Source organism: Pseudomonas paraversuta (assembly GCF_904067025.1).
GTDB lineage: Bacteria > Pseudomonadota > Gammaproteobacteria > Pseudomonadales > Pseudomonadaceae > Aquipseudomonas > Aquipseudomonas paraversuta.
The window spans coordinates 717,180-733,661 of the sequence record NZ_CAJFDA010000001.1 but is presented as its reverse complement, the minus strand read 5'-3'; the positions used below and the strand labels follow the sequence as shown (position 1 = coordinate 733,661).

At 57.7% G+C, this 16,482-nt stretch carries 16 protein-coding genes and 4 tRNA genes; 3 read left to right on the top strand and 17 right to left on the bottom strand.

Annotated features, from left to right (window positions below):
* Positions 1 to 43: 43 nt before the first annotated feature.
* The 7 genes from JQ848_RS03540 to rluD all read right to left on the bottom strand — a co-directional run bounded on the left by JQ848_RS03540 (position 44) and on the right by rluD (position 5,142).
* Positions 44 to 120 (bottom strand) — tRNA-Pro (locus JQ848_RS03540).
* Between the two features lie 95 nt (positions 121 to 215).
* Positions 216 to 291, bottom strand: a tRNA-Lys gene (locus JQ848_RS03535).
* A 5-nt stretch (positions 292 to 296) separates the two neighbouring features.
* A tRNA-Pro gene (locus tag JQ848_RS03530) sits at positions 297 to 373 on the bottom strand.
* Positions 374 to 382: 9 nt separating this feature from the next.
* Positions 383 to 458, bottom strand: a tRNA-Asn gene (locus JQ848_RS03525).
* Positions 459 to 759: 301 nt separating this feature from the next.
* Entirely contained in the window at positions 760 to 3,327 is a 2,568-nt protein-coding gene (clpB, locus tag JQ848_RS03520; protein ID WP_003443858.1) for an ATP-dependent chaperone ClpB, read from the bottom strand.
* Between the two features lie 124 nt (positions 3,328 to 3,451).
* Positions 3,452 to 4,183 (bottom strand): peptidoglycan editing factor PgeF, encoded by a 732-nt coding sequence (gene pgeF, locus JQ848_RS03515; protein ID WP_127196776.1) that lies wholly within the window; start codon positions 4,181 to 4,183, stop codon positions 3,452 to 3,454.
* Positions 4,180 to 5,142 (bottom strand): 23S rRNA pseudouridine(1911/1915/1917) synthase RluD, encoded by a 963-nt coding sequence (gene rluD / locus JQ848_RS03510; RefSeq protein ID WP_003443864.1) that lies wholly within the window; start codon positions 5,140 to 5,142, stop codon positions 4,180 to 4,182. Before rluD ends, pgeF begins: the two co-directional genes overlap by 4 nt.
* Positions 5,143 to 5,290: 148 nt before the next feature.
* Between rluD and JQ848_RS03505 the strand changes: the two genes are divergently transcribed.
* The gene (locus JQ848_RS03505; RefSeq protein WP_003443867.1) at positions 5,291 to 6,304 is read left to right on the top strand and encodes an outer membrane protein assembly factor BamD; all 1,014 of its coding nucleotides are present in this window, start codon (positions 5,291 to 5,293) and stop codon (positions 6,302 to 6,304) included.
* A 118-nt stretch (positions 6,305 to 6,422) separates the two neighbouring features.
* On the top strand, positions 6,423 to 6,653 hold the full coding sequence (locus tag JQ848_RS03500) for a PP0621 family protein (RefSeq protein WP_003443869.1): 231 nt from the start codon (positions 6,423 to 6,425) through the stop codon (positions 6,651 to 6,653).
* A 69-nt stretch (positions 6,654 to 6,722) separates the two neighbouring features.
* Here JQ848_RS03500 and thiO read toward each other — a convergent pair whose 3' ends face one another.
* From thiO to pilV, 5 genes are read right to left on the bottom strand one after another with little or no spacing between them, the layout of a single operon-like run.
* A complete protein-coding gene (gene thiO / locus JQ848_RS03495) occupies positions 6,723 to 7,835 on the bottom strand; it encodes a glycine oxidase ThiO (protein WP_160626735.1) in 1,113 nt (370 codons plus the stop codon).
* Positions 7,836 to 7,867: 32 nt separating this feature from the next.
* The gene (locus tag JQ848_RS03490) at positions 7,868 to 8,269 is read right to left on the bottom strand and encodes a type IV pilin protein (RefSeq protein ID WP_003443874.1); all 402 of its coding nucleotides are present in this window, start codon (positions 8,267 to 8,269) and stop codon (positions 7,868 to 7,870) included.
* A 9-nt stretch (positions 8,270 to 8,278) separates the two neighbouring features.
* Positions 8,279 to 8,821 carry a pilus assembly PilX family protein gene (locus JQ848_RS03485; protein WP_202210269.1) on the bottom strand — a complete coding sequence of 181 codons (543 nt, stop codon included), beginning with the start codon at positions 8,819 to 8,821 and terminating at the stop codon, positions 8,279 to 8,281.
* A gap of 8 nt (positions 8,822 to 8,829) precedes the next feature.
* Positions 8,830 to 9,525, bottom strand: a complete 696-nt coding sequence (locus JQ848_RS03480) for a pilus assembly protein PilW (protein ID WP_202210268.1) — start codon at positions 9,523 to 9,525, stop codon at positions 8,830 to 8,832.
* Complete coding sequence (pilV, locus tag JQ848_RS03475) at positions 9,522 to 9,995, bottom strand: type IV pilus modification protein PilV (protein ID WP_202210267.1); 474 nt, start codon at positions 9,993 to 9,995, stop codon at positions 9,522 to 9,524. The genes JQ848_RS03480 and pilV overlap by 4 nt, the downstream gene beginning before the upstream one ends.
* 237 nt (positions 9,996 to 10,232) lie before the next feature.
* Here pilV and JQ848_RS03470 point away from each other — a divergent pair, with 237 nt between their 5' ends.
* The gene (locus JQ848_RS03470; protein WP_235972393.1) at positions 10,233 to 10,748 is read left to right on the top strand and encodes a GspH/FimT family pseudopilin; all 516 of its coding nucleotides are present in this window, start codon (positions 10,233 to 10,235) and stop codon (positions 10,746 to 10,748) included.
* On the opposite strand, the gene ispH is transcribed toward JQ848_RS03470, so the two are convergent.
* From ispH to ribF, 5 genes are all read right to left on the bottom strand, one after another.
* Positions 10,745 to 11,692, bottom strand: a complete 948-nt coding sequence (ispH, locus tag JQ848_RS03465) for a 4-hydroxy-3-methylbut-2-enyl diphosphate reductase (RefSeq protein ID WP_003443885.1) — start codon at positions 11,690 to 11,692, stop codon at positions 10,745 to 10,747. The genes JQ848_RS03470 and ispH overlap by 4 nt on opposite strands.
* Before the next feature lie 65 nt (positions 11,693 to 11,757).
* The gene (gene fkpB, locus JQ848_RS03460) at positions 11,758 to 12,195 is read right to left on the bottom strand and encodes an FKBP-type peptidyl-prolyl cis-trans isomerase (RefSeq protein ID WP_003443888.1); all 438 of its coding nucleotides are present in this window, start codon (positions 12,193 to 12,195) and stop codon (positions 11,758 to 11,760) included.
* The gene (gene lspA / locus JQ848_RS03455; RefSeq protein WP_003443891.1) at positions 12,188 to 12,703 is read right to left on the bottom strand and encodes a signal peptidase II; all 516 of its coding nucleotides are present in this window, start codon (positions 12,701 to 12,703) and stop codon (positions 12,188 to 12,190) included. The genes fkpB and lspA overlap by 8 nt, the downstream gene beginning before the upstream one ends.
* Positions 12,696 to 15,527 carry an isoleucine--tRNA ligase gene (gene ileS, locus JQ848_RS03450; RefSeq protein ID WP_003443893.1) on the bottom strand — a complete coding sequence of 944 codons (2,832 nt, stop codon included), beginning with the start codon at positions 15,525 to 15,527 and terminating at the stop codon, positions 12,696 to 12,698. The genes lspA and ileS overlap by 8 nt, the downstream gene beginning before the upstream one ends.
* Positions 15,524 to 16,474: a bifunctional riboflavin kinase/FAD synthetase gene (gene ribF, locus JQ848_RS03445; protein ID WP_003443896.1), complete on the bottom strand. Its 951-nt coding sequence runs from the start codon at positions 16,472 to 16,474 to the stop codon at positions 15,524 to 15,526. The genes ileS and ribF overlap by 4 nt, the downstream gene beginning before the upstream one ends.
* Between the last annotated feature and the right edge of the window lie 8 nt (positions 16,475 to 16,482).

Genomic DNA, 16,482 nt, shown 5'->3' with positions numbered 1-16,482 from the left:
CATCAGTGCCTTATTTTCGCACCCGCTACTGCTGGGCTGAAAATGGTCGGGGTAAGGGGATTCGAACTCCTGACATCCTGCTCCCAAAGCAGGCGCGCTACCGGACTGCGCTATACCCCGGTAAAAAAAAGGCACCTTCTAGAGGCGCCTTCTGCGATCAGTGCTTTTGGCCTCTGATCTTAAGATCTAGCTCCAGAACTAACTGAAGCCAAAAATGGTGGGTCGTGTGGGATTCGAACCTACGACCAATTGGTTAAAAGCCAACTGCTCTACCAACTGAGCTAACGACCCAAAAATGGTCGGGGTAAGGGGATTCGAACTCCTGACATCCTGCTCCCAAAGCAGGCGCGCTACCGGACTGCGCTATACCCCGGCTTGAAAATGGCTCCACGACCTGGACTCGAACCAGGGACCCAATGATTAACAGTCATTTGCTCTACCAACTGAGCTATCGCGGAACTACATATTTCAATCTACAACATTGTGACTCTTTGCAACTCTCGTTGACTTCAGCGTATCTCTACGTTGGCGTCTCTGAGGCGGGCCATTCTACAACCTTTCAAACCCTTGTCAACCCTTATTTTTCGTTAGAAGACAATGATTTAGCTCTTCTAGCGGGCTTCTTGGTTTGGGCCAAGTTGCCGTTGCGGGTGACTTACTGCGGGGCGCATCTTACAAGCGTTTTCCTTACAGATCAACACCCTAAGTAAAAAAAGGCCTCGCAATGCGAGGCCTTCCTTAAAACACTGGCGCCGGAGCTTACGCGAAGACGATTTCGTCGTCTTTTACGCTCGCTGTCACAGTGGTGCCAGGCATGAACTGACCCGAAAGAATCAGTTGTGCCAGCGGGTTTTCGATCCAGCGCTGGATCGCACGTTTCAGTGGCCGTGCGCCATATACCGGGTCGTAACCTACTGCGATCAGTTTTTCCAGAGCATCCTTGTCCAGCTCCAGGCTCAGATCGCGTTCTGCCAGACGACTGCGCAGACGGCTCAACTGGATCTCGGCAATGCCGGCGATCTGATCACGGGCCAGAGGCTCGAAGATCACCACTTCGTCGATCCGGTTCACAAACTCCGGACGGAAGTGGGTACTCACCGCATCCATTACCGCAGCCCGTTGTGCTTCGCGATCACCCACCAGCTCCTGGATCTGTGCAGAGCCCAGGTTGGAGGTCATCACGATCACCGTGTTGCGGAAGTCCACTGTACGACCGTGGCTGTCAGTCAGGCGACCGTCTTCAAGCACTTGCAACAGCACGTTGAACACATCCGGGTGAGCCTTCTCGACCTCATCCAGCAGGATTACCGAGTAAGGCTTGCGCCGTACAGCTTCGGTCAAGTAACCGCCTTCTTCGTAGCCCACATAGCCTGGTGGCGCACCAATCAATCGAGCCACGGAATGTTTCTCCATGAACTCGGACATGTCGATCCGCACCATCGCCTCTTCAGTATCAAAGAGGAACTCTGCCAGCGCCTTGCACAACTCGGTTTTACCCACACCGGTCGGGCCCAGGAACATGAACGAGCCGCTTGGACGGTTCGGGTCGCTCAAGCCTGCACGGGAACGGCGAACCGCGTTGGACACGGCCACAACAGCCTCGTCCTGACCAATTACACGCTCATGCAGCAAGCTTTCCATCTTCATCAGCTTGTCGCGCTCACCTTCGAGCATCTTGGATACCGGAATACCGGTCCACTTCGACACGACCTCGGCGATCTCCTCTTCGGTCACTTTGCTGCGCAACAACTGATTCTCAGTTTTGCTGCTGTGCTCGTCGACCATCTGCAGGCTGCGCTCCAGATCGGGAATAACCCCGTACTGCAACTCGGCCATGCGGTTGAGGTTGCCGCTGCGGCGCGCCACTTCGAGTTCCTGACGCGCTTGCTCGATCTTTTGCTGGATCTGGGCAGAACCCTGCACTTCGGCTTTTTCCGAGGTCCAGATTTCTTCCAGGTCGGAATACTCGCGCTCAAGGCGCTCGATTTCTTCCTGCAATTTCTCGAGACGTTTTTTCGCCGCCTCATCCTCTTCTTTCTTCAGCGCCTGAGCTTCAACTTTCAGTTGAATCAAGCGACGCTCCAGACGGTCCAGCACTTCCGGCTTGGAGTCGATCTCCATGCGGATACGGCTGGCAGCCTCGTCGATCAGGTCAATCGCCTTGTCCGGCAATTGGCGATCAGTGATATAGCGATGGCTGAGTTTGGCCGCGGCAATGATTGCACCGTCGGTGATAGCCACCTTGTGGTGAACTTCATAGCGCTCTTTCAGACCCCGCAAAATTGCGATGGTGTCTTCTTCACTCGGCTCTTCAACCAGCACTTTCTGGAAGCGACGCTCAAGGGCTGCGTCCTTCTCGATATATTGGCGATATTCGTTGAGCGTGGTCGCACCCACACAATGCAACTCGCCCCGGGCCAGCGCAGGCTTGAGCATGTTGCCCGCGTCCATTGCGCCTTCGCCCTTACCGGCACCGACCATCACGTGCAGCTCGTCGATAAACAGGATGATCTGCCCTTCCTGCTTCGACAGTTCGTTAAGCAGCGCTTTCAGACGCTCTTCAAACTCACCGCGAAACTTGGCACCGGCAATCAATGCACCGATGTCCAGCGACAGCAGGCGCTTGCCCTTGAGACCATCAGGCACTTCGCCATTGATGATCCGCTGCGCCAAGCCTTCGGCAATGGCAGTTTTACCCACGCCAGGCTCACCGATCAGGACCGGATTGTTTTTAGTCCGGCGCTGCAACACCTGAATGGTGCGGCGAATTTCATCGTCACGACCGATCACCGGGTCGAGCTTGCCTTCTTCGGCACGCTTGGTCAGGTCGATGGTGTATTTATCCAGCGCCTGACGCGACTCTTCGACGTTCGGGTCGTTGACCGCTTCACCGCCGCGCAAGTTGTTGATGGCGTTTTCCAGGGCTTTCTTGCTCACGCCCTGCCCCAGCAACAACTTGCTCAGTTTGCTGTTGTCGTCCATGGCCGCCAGCAACACCATTTCACTGGTGATGAACTGGTCGCCTTTTTGCTGGGCCAGACGGTCTGCCTGATTCAGCAGACGAGCCAGATCCTGCGACATATTCACGTCGCCAGTAGGATTCTGGATTTTTGGCAACTGATCGAGCTCTTTGGTCAGCTCTTTACGCAGGCTGTTTACATCAAAACCGACTTGCATCAGCAGCGGCTTGATCGAACCGCCCTGCTGATCCAGCAATGCCTGCATCAAGTGCGCCGGCTCAATGGCCGGATGGTCAAGGCCTACAGCCAATGACTGAGCATCGGACAAGGCCAATTGCAACTTGCTGGTTAATCTATCTATACGCATTCGTCACCTTCCTTATGAGCAGGCCGGAGGGATGGAAACTCCTGAATGAAGAAACCTGCCAGATACCATAGTAGATGCGGGCAATTCCGGGAGTTTCAAGCCTGAAGGAAGTGACGTAGATCAGCTAGGCGGTCTTTTCGATCCAGACCAGAGATGCGAAACGGCCAGTACGAGGACTGCGCCGGTAGGAGTAAAAACGCGGGTCGCTCACGGTGCAAAAACCACCGCCGTAGACCGCGCCAATCCCCATGCGAGCCAGACGCAGGCGCGCCAGCTCATAGATATCGGCCATAAAACGACCTTGATTGATGCTGGGCACAAAGGCGGCATCAGCATCGGGCAGGTCATTTATAAAGACTTCCCGCACCTCGGCACCGACTTCAAATGCCTTGGGGCCAATCGCCGGGCCCAGCCATACCAGAATCTCCCGGGGCTCAACATTGAGACTCATGGCTGCTGCTTCAAGTACGCCTGCTGCCAGCCCGCGCCAACCGGCGTGGGCGGCAGCAACCCGGGTTCCGGCGCGATCGCAGAACAGCACGGGCAAGCAATCTGCCGTCATCGCCGTACAGGCAATACCGGGCGTGGCTGTCCAGCTGCCGTCCGCTTCGACGATACGTTCAGGATTGGCAGGCACGACCACAACCCCGTGAACCTGGCTGAGCCAAGCGGGCTGTACGTCGAAAACATGGGTCAGGCGCTGGCGGTTATGTGCAACGGCTACGGGATCGTCGTCGACATGGTCGCCCAGGTTGAAGCTGTCGAACGGCGCCAGACTGACGCCGCCCGCACGGGTGGTCACACAGGCCCTGATGCCTGCCGGCGCTGGCCAGTCAGGAATCAGGAAGGTGTTCACCCGACAAATGCCTCTCGGTCTTGCTTGAGCAACGTCAACAGCCAGACAAAATCGTCCGGAAGTGGCGATTCCCAGCTCATGCGCTTACCGGTCGTCGGATGATCCAACTCAAGGAAGCGCGCGTGCAGAGCCTGACGCGGGAAGTTTTTCAGGGATTCGACCATCGTCACACTGGCTGCCGGCGGGATACGGAAGCGACCGCCATAGGCAGGGTCTCCGACCAACGGGAAGTTGATGTGGGACATATGCACACGAATCTGGTGCGTACGACCGGTTTCCAGCTTGACCCGCACATGGGTGTGGGAACGGAAACGCTCAAGCACACGGTAATGACTCACCGCCTGCTTGCCGCCTTCCATTACCGCCATACGCTGGCGTTGCTGGCCGTGACGGCCGATGGGCGCATCGATCTTGCCCCCGGCAGTAACGACACCAATGACAATGCACTCATAGATTCGGCTGACACTGCGGCTCTGCAACTGTGTAACCAGTTGCGTCTGCGCCTGGATGGTCTTGGCGACCACCATCAGACCGGTGGTGTCTTTGTCCAGACGGTGCACGATCCCCGCACGCGGCACATTAATAATGTCCGGTACGTGATGCAGCAACGCATTGAGCAAAGTACCGTCGGCATGCCCGGCAGCCGGGTGTACCACCAAGCCGGCAGGCTTGTTGATAACCAGGATGTCATCGTCTTCGTAAACGATATCCAGAGGAATGTCTTGGGCGACCCACTCACCCTGGGCTTCCTGCTCGGCAGTCAACTCCAGGATGGCGCCACCATGCACGATGTCACGGGGGCGGATGACCGCTCCGTCCACAGTGAGGCGGCCGTCTTTGATCCAGGCGGAAAGGCGCGAGCGCGAGTGCTCAGCGAATAATTGTGCGGCGACTTGATCGAGGCGTTGGCCACCCAGTTCGGACGGCACCTCTTCGCGAAGTTGAATTTTCTCGGACATGCTCATCAGGACCGCGCCAAGCCTTTGGTTTCGGCTGCGCGCTTGTGGTTAAATACGGCGTCTTTTGCCCCGAGGCTTTTCACGGGGCGCTCATCATAACAGGACGGACCCGCCCAAGACAGCGGCCGTCATAGGGACGCAAGCCGCCATGCAAGTGAGACACCTGCTGCTGATCGCCATCCTCGCACTGACCGCCGCCTGCTCGTCGACAAAAGAAGTCGTGGACGACAACCTGAGCGAAGTCGAGCTGTACCAGCAGGCGCAGGCCGACCTGGATAACCACAGCTATACCAGTGCTACCGCCAAGCTGAAGGCTTTAGAGTCGCGCTATCCGTTCGGACGCTATGCCGATCAGGCCCAGCTCGAACTGATCTACGCCTACTACAAGAACTCCGAACCGGAAGCTGCCAAGTCCGCTGCCGAGCGATTCATTCGCCTGCACCCACAGCATCCAAACGTTGATTACGCCTATTACCTCAAAGGTTTGACTTCGTTTGACCAGGACGTAGGCCTGCTGGCCCGCTTTCTGCCGCTGGACATGACCAAGCGCGACCCTGGAGCTGCACGCGACTCCTACAACGAGTTTGCCCAGCTCACCAGCCGCTTCCCGAATAGCCGCTACGCTCCCGACGCCAAGCAACGCATGATCTATCTGCGTAACTTGCTGGCTGCGTATGAAATCCACGTAGCCGACTACTACCTGACCCGCCAGGCCTATGTAGCTGCTGCCAACCGTGGTCGCTATGTGGTCGAAAACTTCCAGGAAACCCCTGCAGTCGGCGACGGGCTTGCGGTGATGGTTGAGTCCTATCAGCGCATGCACCTCGATCAACTGGCCAACACCAGCCTCGAAGTACTGAAAGACAACTACCCGAACCACCCAAGCCTGGTTGACGGTCAGTTTGTGCCACAGGTTTCCGACTCGGATAACCGCTCCTGGTTGAGCAAGGCCACACTGGGCCTGATCGAATCCAGCACACCGCTGCCACCGGGTGAAACCCGTGCCAACCTGGACATCAAGAAGCAGTATCAGGATGCCAAAGACGCGATCCCGTCTGATCTGAAGCCTAAAGATGCTGACGGCAATGTCATTCCGGAGCCTGAGCCGGAAGGTCCAAGCCGCTCCTGGTTCAGCTACATGACCCTGGGTCTGTTCGACTAATCGTCCAGCCCATGTAAAAAGAGCCCTGCGGGGCTCTTTTTTTATGTTCGATTTGGTCCTGTGCGCCTGCCAATAGCTTGGCTAAACTGGCGCATCTTTTCTCGAATAGCGAATAACCATGCTTCGTTTACTGATCTGGGCTGCTTTGATTGCTGCTGGCGTGTGGTTTTGGCGCAAGTACAAAGCCGGGCTGGCAACCACTAAGAACCCGGTCGACCCGGGTGCTCAACCCATGGTTCGTTGCGCCCACTGCGGAGTTCACCTGCCCCGCGATCGCGCCCTGCACCAGCAGCAAGAGTGGTATTGCACGCAAAACCATCTGGAACAAGGACCAAAGCCCCGGGATTAAAGCCAGCACCCCGGACTTGCGGGAGCCGGCTTGCCGGCAATAGCCGCCAATTGCGGGCTCCCACAGGCTTCAAGCGATATTCTGGATGCGTCCTTGCGGTGCATAGGGCGCCGGATCGATGATCGGTTCACGCCCCAGCAGCAAGTCGGCGAACAACTGACAGGACGCCGGAGCCAGTACCAGCCCATTGCGATAGTGCCCGCAGTTAAGCCACAACCCGCCAACACTTGCGACCCGGCCAATATATGGAATTCCCTCAGGCGAGCCCGGCCGTAATCCCGCCCAATGCCCCACCGGCTGCACACCGGCCAGAGCCGGAATCAGCTCGATCGCAGACGCCTGCAGGCTTTCCAGGGCTGTTCGGGTCGGGGTTTTATCGAAACCTTCGTGCTCGAGGGTGCTACCAATCAAGACATGCCCGTCACGCCGCGGAATCGCGTAGCGTCCTTTGGCCAGCACCATGCAGGACAAGAAGTCAGGTGCGCACTTGTAAAGAATCATCTGCCCTTTGACAGGCACTACCGGCAATTCAAGGCCCAGACTACTGAGCAGTTCACCGCTCCAGGCACCTGCCGCCAGCACCACCTCATCGCCGCGAATGTCCCCCTGAGCCGTGCTCACGCCGCAGACATTCTCGCCCTCACGGATAAATCCCAGAACCTCGCACTGCTCATGGATGGTGACATTGGGCATGGCTTGCAACGCGGCCTTCAGTGATTTAACCAGCCGCGGATTACGCACATTGGCCACTTCGGCCATGTAAATGGCCCTTGAATAACCGCCCCCCAATACCGGTACAGCCCCTTCAACCGCAGAGATTTCGACCGTACTCAAGGGCCGGCCTTCACGCTTGGCCCACACCAGGGCTTGCGCCTCGTCTTCAAGGTCAAGCCAGTACAAACCGGTGGTGTGAACTTCAGGATCTACACCTGTAGCGGCAAACAAACGTTCTGCCAACTGTGGATAAAAGTCCTGCGACCAGTGAGCCAGGGCTGTAACAGCCGGGTTGTAGCGCCATGGATAAAGCGGAGAAACGATCCCGCCACCGGCCCAGGAGGACTCCTGCCCGACAGCACTCTGGTCAAGAAGCGTTACCTGCCCGACTTCGGCTGCCAGATTGAACGCTGTCAGCAGCCCGATAACGCCGCCCCCTACAATCACTACGCGTTGTTGCTTAGCCATCAATCAACTCAGCCCAAAATGAAAATAAATTGTTAGCGCCCCCAACACTGCTGCACTGTCAGGTCCGGAGCGGCCTGGGTAATTGCGGTCAAACCGGTATGGGCCAAGGTGAAATTCCCACACGCATCGTCCGCCATGGACGAGCCCGCTCTGCGGGTAGCCGTCAGCAAGAAGGCATGATCAGCGAGGTCGTGGGTAATCAGATAGTGCTCGTTGCCCGAACCAAGATTTTCCGCCCCACTGTATAAACCTTTTTTCGTATAAAAACGCTCCAGACTTTGGGATTGCTCCGACAACAAGACCACTATTTGAGCGCGGTAGGCACGCTGGACCGAGCCGCTGTAAACCGGATAAACCACTGCCCCAAGAAAACCGACGATTGCCACCACGATAACGAGTTCGATCAGGGTAAAGCCTGCCCCATGCCTGCGCATCACGCCCTCCTACTGGATTTGCCGCCACATGATCCTGCTCAATTGCCGGGAGCCTGCCCCACCCTCTTCGGCATCCTCGTCTTGATAATGCGCATAAACACTCTCCAGGACGGTACGTGACTGCCCGTACAGGCCAATGCCCGTGACGCGGTACAAACGGCTCAAAGTGGTCGCAGGAAAATCTGCCGGGGCAATGCTCAAACCAAGGTTCTGGACACCGTAGAGCCCATCCGCAGCGCCTATCCAGTGAACTGCGGATACCGGGTGTATTCCGGGTGATAGCTGAGTGCGCACCTCTGCTGGCGGGGCGCATCTTGCAGGTGAGCTGCAGACCGCGATTGCGGACCACTGCAGAGCCACCCAGGACTCACCGCTGCGCAGTGCAGTTTCGGCAGCCTGAAATGAATGATTGGCATGCTGGACGCTGCCGGTCATTTTCTCCTGCTGCACTGCAGTCTCCATGGCGGTCAGGCCAAGCAGAGTGAGTAACAGCAAGAAAATCATACTGGCCAATAGCGCCACGCCGCGTTGCGTGCTCGAAGAAAAACACATGACGCGCCCTACGCCAGTCGATTACGTAGAGCCACCAGCACGTTATAGCCCTGATCTTTTACCCGCCCCCCGGGATCTCGCAAGACCAGGGCGATACGCACGCTGCGGATACCGGCCACATCGGCAGGACTGTCTTCATAGCGCAAAACTGACTGCGCGCTCGAGGAATCGGCCACCCCAAAGCTCACGTCAAACGCGGCCACATTGTCCAGCAACACGGCATTATTGGCCCCGGACTTCAATTGCCCGTTTTCAAAACGGTAATGCAGCTCACGCAGGGCAAAGGCTATTTCACCGGGTGCCAGAGACAGTCGCGCCCCGCTGTATGCCTGCGCGAACGTCGTACAGTCGGATATGACGGTCCAGTCGGGCTTTGCCCCCTGAAGGCCTATGTCAGCGCTGATCATATGTAACGACCTGGATCCCTTCGGCCCCTGCCAGGAGATAGGTCTCTGAAAAGCGGAAGGTGCATCAATGATGCGATCAGTCGACAGACAACCGAACATGCCGACCATACGAACTTCCTGAGCGATTTTGCTCAGCACGTAGCGCGCGTCTTCTTGTAGCGACGCGGATGATCGCTGGCTGGCGTAGGTTTCGCGCGCGCTTAAAAAAACTTCGGTCAGCCCCAGCACCACCAGCAAACCCAACCCCAGCGACAGCATCAGCTCAATCAGGCCAAACCCCGCTTCAGGACGCCTCACGACGCACGCTCAATGGCATCTGCTGCCACTCGACTGGTCAGCGTAAAGGTTCGAAGCGAACCGGGGCTATTGCTGGCGCGCGAGTCATCCCACTCCAGGGTGATGGTCACCTGCTGACCACTGAGCGCGATGGCTCCCTTGGCACTTGCACCGCCGAACTGAAGAATATTGCGTTTGAAATCATTCAGATCCTGCCCCAGCACGCTCCCCGGGCCGGCAACCCCCTGCTGCAGGTCCGCCCCTGAAAAACTGTAGTCCGCGCCAGCGTTGGCACGAATCCGATCGAGCATGTCGTAGGCAATAAAATTGGCCTGGGTGCTCATCATTGCGCTGTCAGTGTGTTTGAGGGCATTGAGATGAGCCACGGCGCCCCCCAGCAGGCCCCCGGATAAAATCAACGTCGCGACCAGAACCTCGATCAGGGTCATTCCGGTTTGACGGTTTTTTTCAGATCGAAACATGTGTGCCATCCCTGAGCATTTTCCTGGCGCCACGTCCTGCGTCGCCATAACCAGAGCCTAGTCTGGCGAGATGGTTCCACATGTAGGAGTGCGCCTAAGACGCGCGAGGACAGTTCGTCTGATCAAGTACGCCATGGGACAGGCAATACAGCTTAAACATGATGAAACCGTTGCCCGGCCAGGTCGTCTTTTTTCTGATCTATACATCAAGGGGCGCAAGGATTGCGCATGGTCACGGAGGACATCATGAAGCAACGAGGCATGAGCCTGATCCAACTGTCATTCACGCTGTTGATCGTTGCGCTGACCGCCCAGTTCGCGAGCCCGGTCTACAACACACTTATAGAACAGCAACGGCGCCTGGGCATGGCGGAGCAACTGGCCGGCAGCCTGCGCAATGCCCGCACCGAGGCGCTGGTACGCCATCAATACGTGATCGTACAGGCACAGGAACAAGACTGGAGCCGAGGCTGGAAGACCATTCTGGATCTGAGCGGCCAGGGCCATCTCGATCCGGACAATCCGGTGCTGGCCGAGAGGCAAGGCAGCTTTCAGGTACCGATTGCCGGTAATACGCCCGTTAAGAGCTACGTCCGGTTCAACCCGCTGGGTGAACCTTTGCTGATCGGCGGAGCGTTTCAGGCCGGGACGTTGCATGTTTGCCAGGCACAGACAGCCCTGAGTCACTATCAAGTGGTACTGGCAAAAAGTGGGCGTATCAGCTTGCGCCGCAATCAGGCGGCGCAAGATTTATGCGCTTAAAGCAGCGAGCGAACGCGCAGTTCTTTAGGCATGGAGAATGTAATGTTCTCTTCGCGACCGGCCAATTCATCAGCACCCGTTGCGCCCCAGGCATGCAATTGGCGTATCACGCCGCGTACCAACACTTCAGGCGCCGAAGCACCCGCCGTGATACCAATCGACTCGACCCCTTCAAACCAGCTTTGCTGCAGGTCTTCGGCACCATCAATCAGGTACGCCGGGGTTGCCATGCGCTCGGCCAACTCACGCAGACGGTTGGAGTTGGAGCTGTTGGGGCTGCCCACCACCAACACCACATCACACTCGTCAGCCAGTTGCTTGACGGCGTCCTGGCGGTTTTGCGTGGCGTAGCAGATGTCATTCTTGCGCGGACCGCCAATTGCCGGAAAACGCGCGCGAAGAGCGTCGATCACCCGGCTGGTATCGTCCATCGACAAGGTGGTCTGAGTAACAAACGCCAGTTTTTCCGGGTTGATCACATTCAGGTTGGCGACATCTTTTTCATCTTCGACCAGGTAAATGGCGCCGCCATTCCTGGCATCGTATTGACCCATGGTGCCTTCGACTTCCGGGTGACCGGCATGGCCGATCAGGATGCATTCGCGGCCGTCACGGCTGTAGCGGGCTACTTCGATATGCACCTTGGTAACCAGCGGACAGGTGGCATCGAACACTTTAAGGCCACGGCCTGCAGCCTCGGTACGCACAGCCTGGGAAACACCGTGGGCACTGAAAATGAGGATTACATCGTCCGGCACCTGGTCCAGCTCTTCAACAAAGATTGCGCCACGGGAGCGCAGGTCTTCGACGACAAATTTGTTGTGCACCACTTCGTGGCGAACATAGATAGGCGGACCGAATACTTCCAGAGCGCGATTGACGATTTCAATCGCCCGGTCCACCCCGGCGCAGAAGCCACGGGGGTTGGCGAGTTTGATATGCATGCTGGGCCTCGTGGGACGCGCAGAAAAATAATGCCAATCAGGCCCGGCTTGCGCCGGGCACTGAATTACAGCGCTTTTACGTCTTTGATTTCCACGTCGAACGTCAGGGTCTTGCCTGACAACGGGTGGTTGAAATCGATAGTCACTTGCTCATCGTCAAAAACTTTGACCACACCCGGAAGCTCGGTGTTGGCCGCGTCGTTGAAGATCACCAGCAAGCCTTCCGACAACTCCATGTCCTTGAACTGCGAACGTGGAATTATCTGCACATTTTGCGGGTTTGGCTGGCCAAAGGCGTTTTCTGGAAGGATCTCCAGAGTGCGTTTGTCACCGGCCTTGAAGCCGAACAGAGCGGCTTCAAAACCTGGCAACAGGCTGCCATCACCGACCTTGAAAGTGGCAGGCGACTTGTCGAACGTGCTGTCGACGGTGTCGCCATTTTCAAGACGCAAAGCGAAATGCAGGGTGACTTCTGTGTTCTGGCCAATACGTTGCTCAGTCATGAGCTGACTCTCCGGACTTCTTACTTTTGAACATATCCAGTGCCAGCATTACTGCTCCGACACAAATCGCACTGTCTGCGACATTGAACGCAGGGAACAGTCGATGTTCCCAATGCACCAGAATGAAATCGATCACATGCCCGTAGGCGATGCGGTCATACAGGTTGCCCAGCGCACCGCCCAGGATCAGTGCAAGCCCGATGGCCAGCCAGGTGTCGTTACGTCCAAGACGCTTGAGCCACACCAGCAGGACCCCACTGACGACCACGGCAATCAGGGCAAACAGCCAACGCTGCCAGCCGGAGCTGTCAGCCAGAAAGCTGAAGGCAGCACCCGAGTTATAGGCCAGGGTCCAGCTGAAGAAATCGGGGATCACCACGATTCGCTGATACATCTGCAGGGCGCCATCGAAGTAGGTCTTGCTGGCCTGGTCAATGACCAGGACCAGCAACGTCAACCAGAGCCAGCCCAGGCGCCCGAAGCGCCCGGCATTGCTGGTATTAGGCATAGTGACGTACCTCGCCGGCGCCGCTGATGTTGTCGACACAACGACCGCAGATTTCCGGATGCTCCGGATTCACACCGACGTCTTCGCGGCAATGCCAGCAACGGGCGCACTTGGCGTGTGCCGACTTGACCACTTTGAGCTTGAGGCCCGCGACTTCGGTGACTACTGCATCCGCCGGTGCCTGGACAAACGGCGCAACGCTGGCGGTAGAGGTGATCAGTACGAAACGCAGTTCGTTGCTCAACATGGACAGGTCTGCAGCCAGATCATCTTCGGCAAACAGGGTAACTTCCGCCTGCAGGTTGCCGCCAATGGCCTTGGCCGCGCGCAGGTTTTCCATTTCTTTGTTGACTGCAACCTTGACCGCCATGATTCGCTCCCAGTAGGCGCGATCCATCTCGGTGCCTTCCGGCATCTCGCTCAGGCCTTCGTACCAGGTATTGAGCATCACCGATTCGTTGCGCTCGCCCGGCAGGTATTGCCACAGCTCGTCAGCAGTGAACGACAGGATCGGCGCGATCCAGCGCACCAGCGCTTCGCTGATATGGAACAGCGCGGTCTGGCACGAACGACGGGCCTTGCTGTTGGCGCCAGTGGTGTACTGACGGTCCTTGATGATGTCGAGGTAGAAGCCGCCCAGCTCTTGCACGCAGAAGTTGTGCACCTTGGAGTACACGTTCCAGAAACGGTATTCGCCGTAATGCAGCTCCAGCTCGCGCTGCAACAGCAGTGCGCGGTCAACCGCCCAACGGTCCAGGGCCAGCATTTCTTCGGCCGGCAGGATATCGGTAGCCGGGTTGAAGCCGCTCAGGTTCGAGAGCAGGAAGCGAGCGGTGTTGCGGATACGCCGGTAGGCGTCCGCACTGCGCTGCAGGATCTGGTCAGAAACCGCGATTTCCCCCGAGTAGTCAGTCGAAGCAACCCACAGACGCATGATGTCTGCACCCAGGGTGTCGTTGACCTTTTGCGGTGCAATCACGTTGCCCAGGGACTTGGACATTTTGCGCCCGGCCTCATCCACGGTGAAACCGTGGGTCAGCAGTTCGCGGTACGGCGCGTGGTTGTCGATGGCGCAACCGGTCAGCAGCGACGAGTGGAACCAGCCACGATGCTGATCGGAACCTTCAAGATAGAGGTCGGCACGCGGACCTGTCTCGTGGCCCATAGGGTGCGAGCCGCGCAGAACATGCCAGTGCGTGGTGCCCGAATCGAACCAGACGTCCAGAGTATCGCTGATCTTGTCGTACAGCGGCGCTTCGTCGCCCAGCAGCTCGGCAGCATCCATCTTGAACCAGGCTTCAATGCCTTCGACTTCGACGCGCTTGGCCACTTCTTCCATCATTTCGACGGTACGCGGGTGCAGCTCGCCGCTTTCCTTGTTCAGGAAGAACGGTATCGGCACGCCCCAGTTGCGCTGACGCGAGATGCACCAGTCCGGACGGTTGGCGATCATCGAATGCAGGCGGGCCTGGCCCCAGGCCGGAACGAACTGGGTGTCTTCGATGGCCTTGATCGCACGGGTGCGCAAGGTGTCGCCGACAACCGGCTCCTTGTCCATACCGATAAACCACTGCGCGGTAGCGCGGTAGATCAGCGGCGTTTTGTGGCGCCAGCAGTGCATGTAGCTGTGGCTGATGGTTTCAGTGAACATCAGCGAACCGACTTCGATCAGCTTGTCGATGATGTTCTGGTTGGCCTTCCAGATGAACTGGCCACCAAAGAATTCCAGCGACGGTACGTAAACGCCGTTGCTTTGAACCGGGTTGATAATCTCATCGTTGACCATGCCATAGGCTTTGCAGGTCACGAAGTCGTCTACGCCGTAAGCCGGGGCGGAGTGAACCACGCCGGTGCCTGCGCCCAGCTCAACGTACTCGGCCAGATAGACTGGCGACAGACGGTCGTAGAACGGGTGACGGAAGTTGATCAGTTCAAGCGCAGTACCGGTGGTGGTGGCGATGACCGAACCTTGCAGGTTGTAGCGGGCCAGGCTCGACTCGACCAGCTCTTCAGCCAGTACCAGTAACCGGTCGCCCACGTCGACCAGCGCATAGGTGAACTCGGGGTGCACGTTAAGCGCCTGGTTGGCCGGGATGGTCCACGGAGTGGTGGTCCAGATCACGATCGATGTCGGCTTGCTCAATGTCGCCAGACCAAAGGCCTCGGCCAGCCTGGCTTCGTCGGCAATCGGGAATGCAACATCGATGGCCGCGGATTTTTTGTCCTGGTACTCGACTTCCGCTTCAGCCAGGGCCGAACCACAGTCGAAACACCAGTTCACAGGCTTGAGGCCTTTAAACACGAAACCGCCTTTGACGATTTCGGCCAAAGCACGGATTTCACCGGCTTCGTTTTTGAAGTCCATGGTTTTGTACGGGTTGGCAAAATCACCCAGCACACCCAGACGGATGAATTCGGACTTCTGGCCTTCGATCTGCTCGGTGGCATAGGCACGGCAAAGCTCGCGGGTTTTATCCGGGCTCAGGTTTTTACCGTGGGTCACTTCCACCTTGTGCTCGATCGGCAGTCCGTGACAGTCCCAGCCCGGCACGTACGGCGCATCGAAACCCGACAGGGTTTTCGAGCGGATGATCATGTCCTTCAGAATCTTGTTCAGCGCATGACCGATGTGAATCGTGCCGTTGGCGTACGGAGGACCGTCGTGAAGTACGAACTTCGGACGATCCTTGCCAATCTCGCGCAACTTCCCGTACAGGCCAATGCTGTCCCAGCGCTGCAAAATTTGCGGTTCGCGCTGTGGCAGGCCGGCCTTCATTGGGAAGGCTGTGTCCGGAAGGTTTAGCGTGGCTTTGTAGTCGGTCATTTCAGGCTCTTTTTAAGCGGTTGACCCAGCCAATAGGCTCGGGCGGCGGCGACGTCCGCATTGATCGCCGTCTTGAGCGCCTCAAGGGAGGCGAAACGCTGCTCATCACGCAGCTTGTGGTGGAATGCCACGGTCAAACGCCGACCATACAAGTCGCCGGCGTAATCCAACAGATGTACTTCAAGATGGGCGCTGCCATCCCCTGCAACGGTTGGCCTGACGCCAATATTGGCGACGCCCGGCCAGGTTTTCCCGTCGACTTCAACGCTCACCAGATAAACCCCGGTCAACGGAACGCGACGACGCTTGAGCTGGATATTGGCAGTCGGCGTACCCAGCTGGCGCGCCAGCTTCTGCCCGTGCAATACCCTGCCAGCAATTTGAAACGGACGGCCCAGCAAGCGCTCTGCGAGACCGAAGTCAGCACCGGCCAGGGCATCACGCACCTTGGTGCTGCTGATACGTACACCATCAAGTTCAACGGTTTGCGCCGCTTCGACGGTAAAGTTTTGCATGACACCCGCTTGTTGCAGGAAATCAAAGTCGCCGACCCGGTCACAGCCAAAACGGAAGTCGTCACCGACCTCCAGGTGCTGTACACCCAGACCGTCGACAAGAATCGTGTCGACGAACTCGGCAGCACTGAGTTCGCACAGACGTTGATTGAACGCCAGGCACAGCACCCGATCTACCCCGGCGTCAGCCAATAGCTGCAGCTTGTCGCGCAGCCGGGCCAGACGCGCCGGAGCGGTCTCAGGGGCAAAAAATTCGCGCGGCTGCGGCTCAAAAATCACCACGCAGCTGGGCACGCCCAACTCCAGTGCACGTTCACGCAGCCGCTCCAGGATAGCCTGGTGACCACGGTGTACACCGTCAAAGTTGCCAATAGTGGCGACACAGCCCCGATGTTGGGGCCGCAGATTGTGAAGGCCTCGAACCAGCTGCATAACGCGCT

What these genes read in the sequence shown, in the direction of transcription:
- clpB (WP_003443858.1), bottom strand. Translation starts at nt 3,327, where the DNA reads ATGCGTATAGATAGATTAACCAGCAAGTTGCAATTGGCCTTGTCCGAT.
- rluD (WP_003443864.1), bottom strand. Translation starts at nt 5,142, where the DNA reads ATGTCCGAGAAAATTCAACTTCGCGAAGAGGTGCCGTCCGAACTGGGT.
- JQ848_RS03505 (WP_003443867.1), top strand. Translation starts at nt 5,291, where the DNA reads ATGCAAGTGAGACACCTGCTGCTGATCGCCATCCTCGCACTGACCGCC.
- JQ848_RS03500 (WP_003443869.1), top strand. Translation starts at nt 6,423, where the DNA reads ATGCTTCGTTTACTGATCTGGGCTGCTTTGATTGCTGCTGGCGTGTGG.
- thiO (WP_160626735.1), bottom strand. Translation starts at nt 7,835, where the DNA reads ATGGCTAAGCAACAACGCGTAGTGATTGTAGGGGGCGGCGTTATCGGG.
- JQ848_RS03490 (WP_003443874.1), bottom strand. Translation starts at nt 8,269, where the DNA reads ATGCGCAGGCATGGGGCAGGCTTTACCCTGATCGAACTCGTTATCGTG.
- JQ848_RS03485 (WP_202210269.1), bottom strand. Translation starts at nt 8,821, where the DNA reads ATGTGTTTTTCTTCGAGCACGCAACGCGGCGTGGCGCTATTGGCCAGT.
- pilV (WP_202210267.1), bottom strand. Translation starts at nt 9,995, where the DNA reads ATGGCACACATGTTTCGATCTGAAAAAAACCGTCAAACCGGAATGACC.
- JQ848_RS03470 (WP_235972393.1), top strand. Translation starts at nt 10,233, where the DNA reads ATGAAGCAACGAGGCATGAGCCTGATCCAACTGTCATTCACGCTGTTG.
- ispH (WP_003443885.1), bottom strand. Translation starts at nt 11,692, where the DNA reads ATGCATATCAAACTCGCCAACCCCCGTGGCTTCTGCGCCGGGGTGGAC.
- fkpB (WP_003443888.1), bottom strand. Translation starts at nt 12,195, where the DNA reads ATGACTGAGCAACGTATTGGCCAGAACACAGAAGTCACCCTGCATTTC.
- lspA (WP_003443891.1), bottom strand. Translation starts at nt 12,703, where the DNA reads ATGCCTAATACCAGCAATGCCGGGCGCTTCGGGCGCCTGGGCTGGCTC.
- ileS (WP_003443893.1), bottom strand. Translation starts at nt 15,527, where the DNA reads ATGACCGACTACAAAGCCACGCTAAACCTTCCGGACACAGCCTTCCCA.
- ribF (WP_003443896.1), bottom strand. Translation starts at nt 16,474, where the DNA reads ATGCAGCTGGTTCGAGGCCTTCACAATCTGCGGCCCCAACATCGGGGC.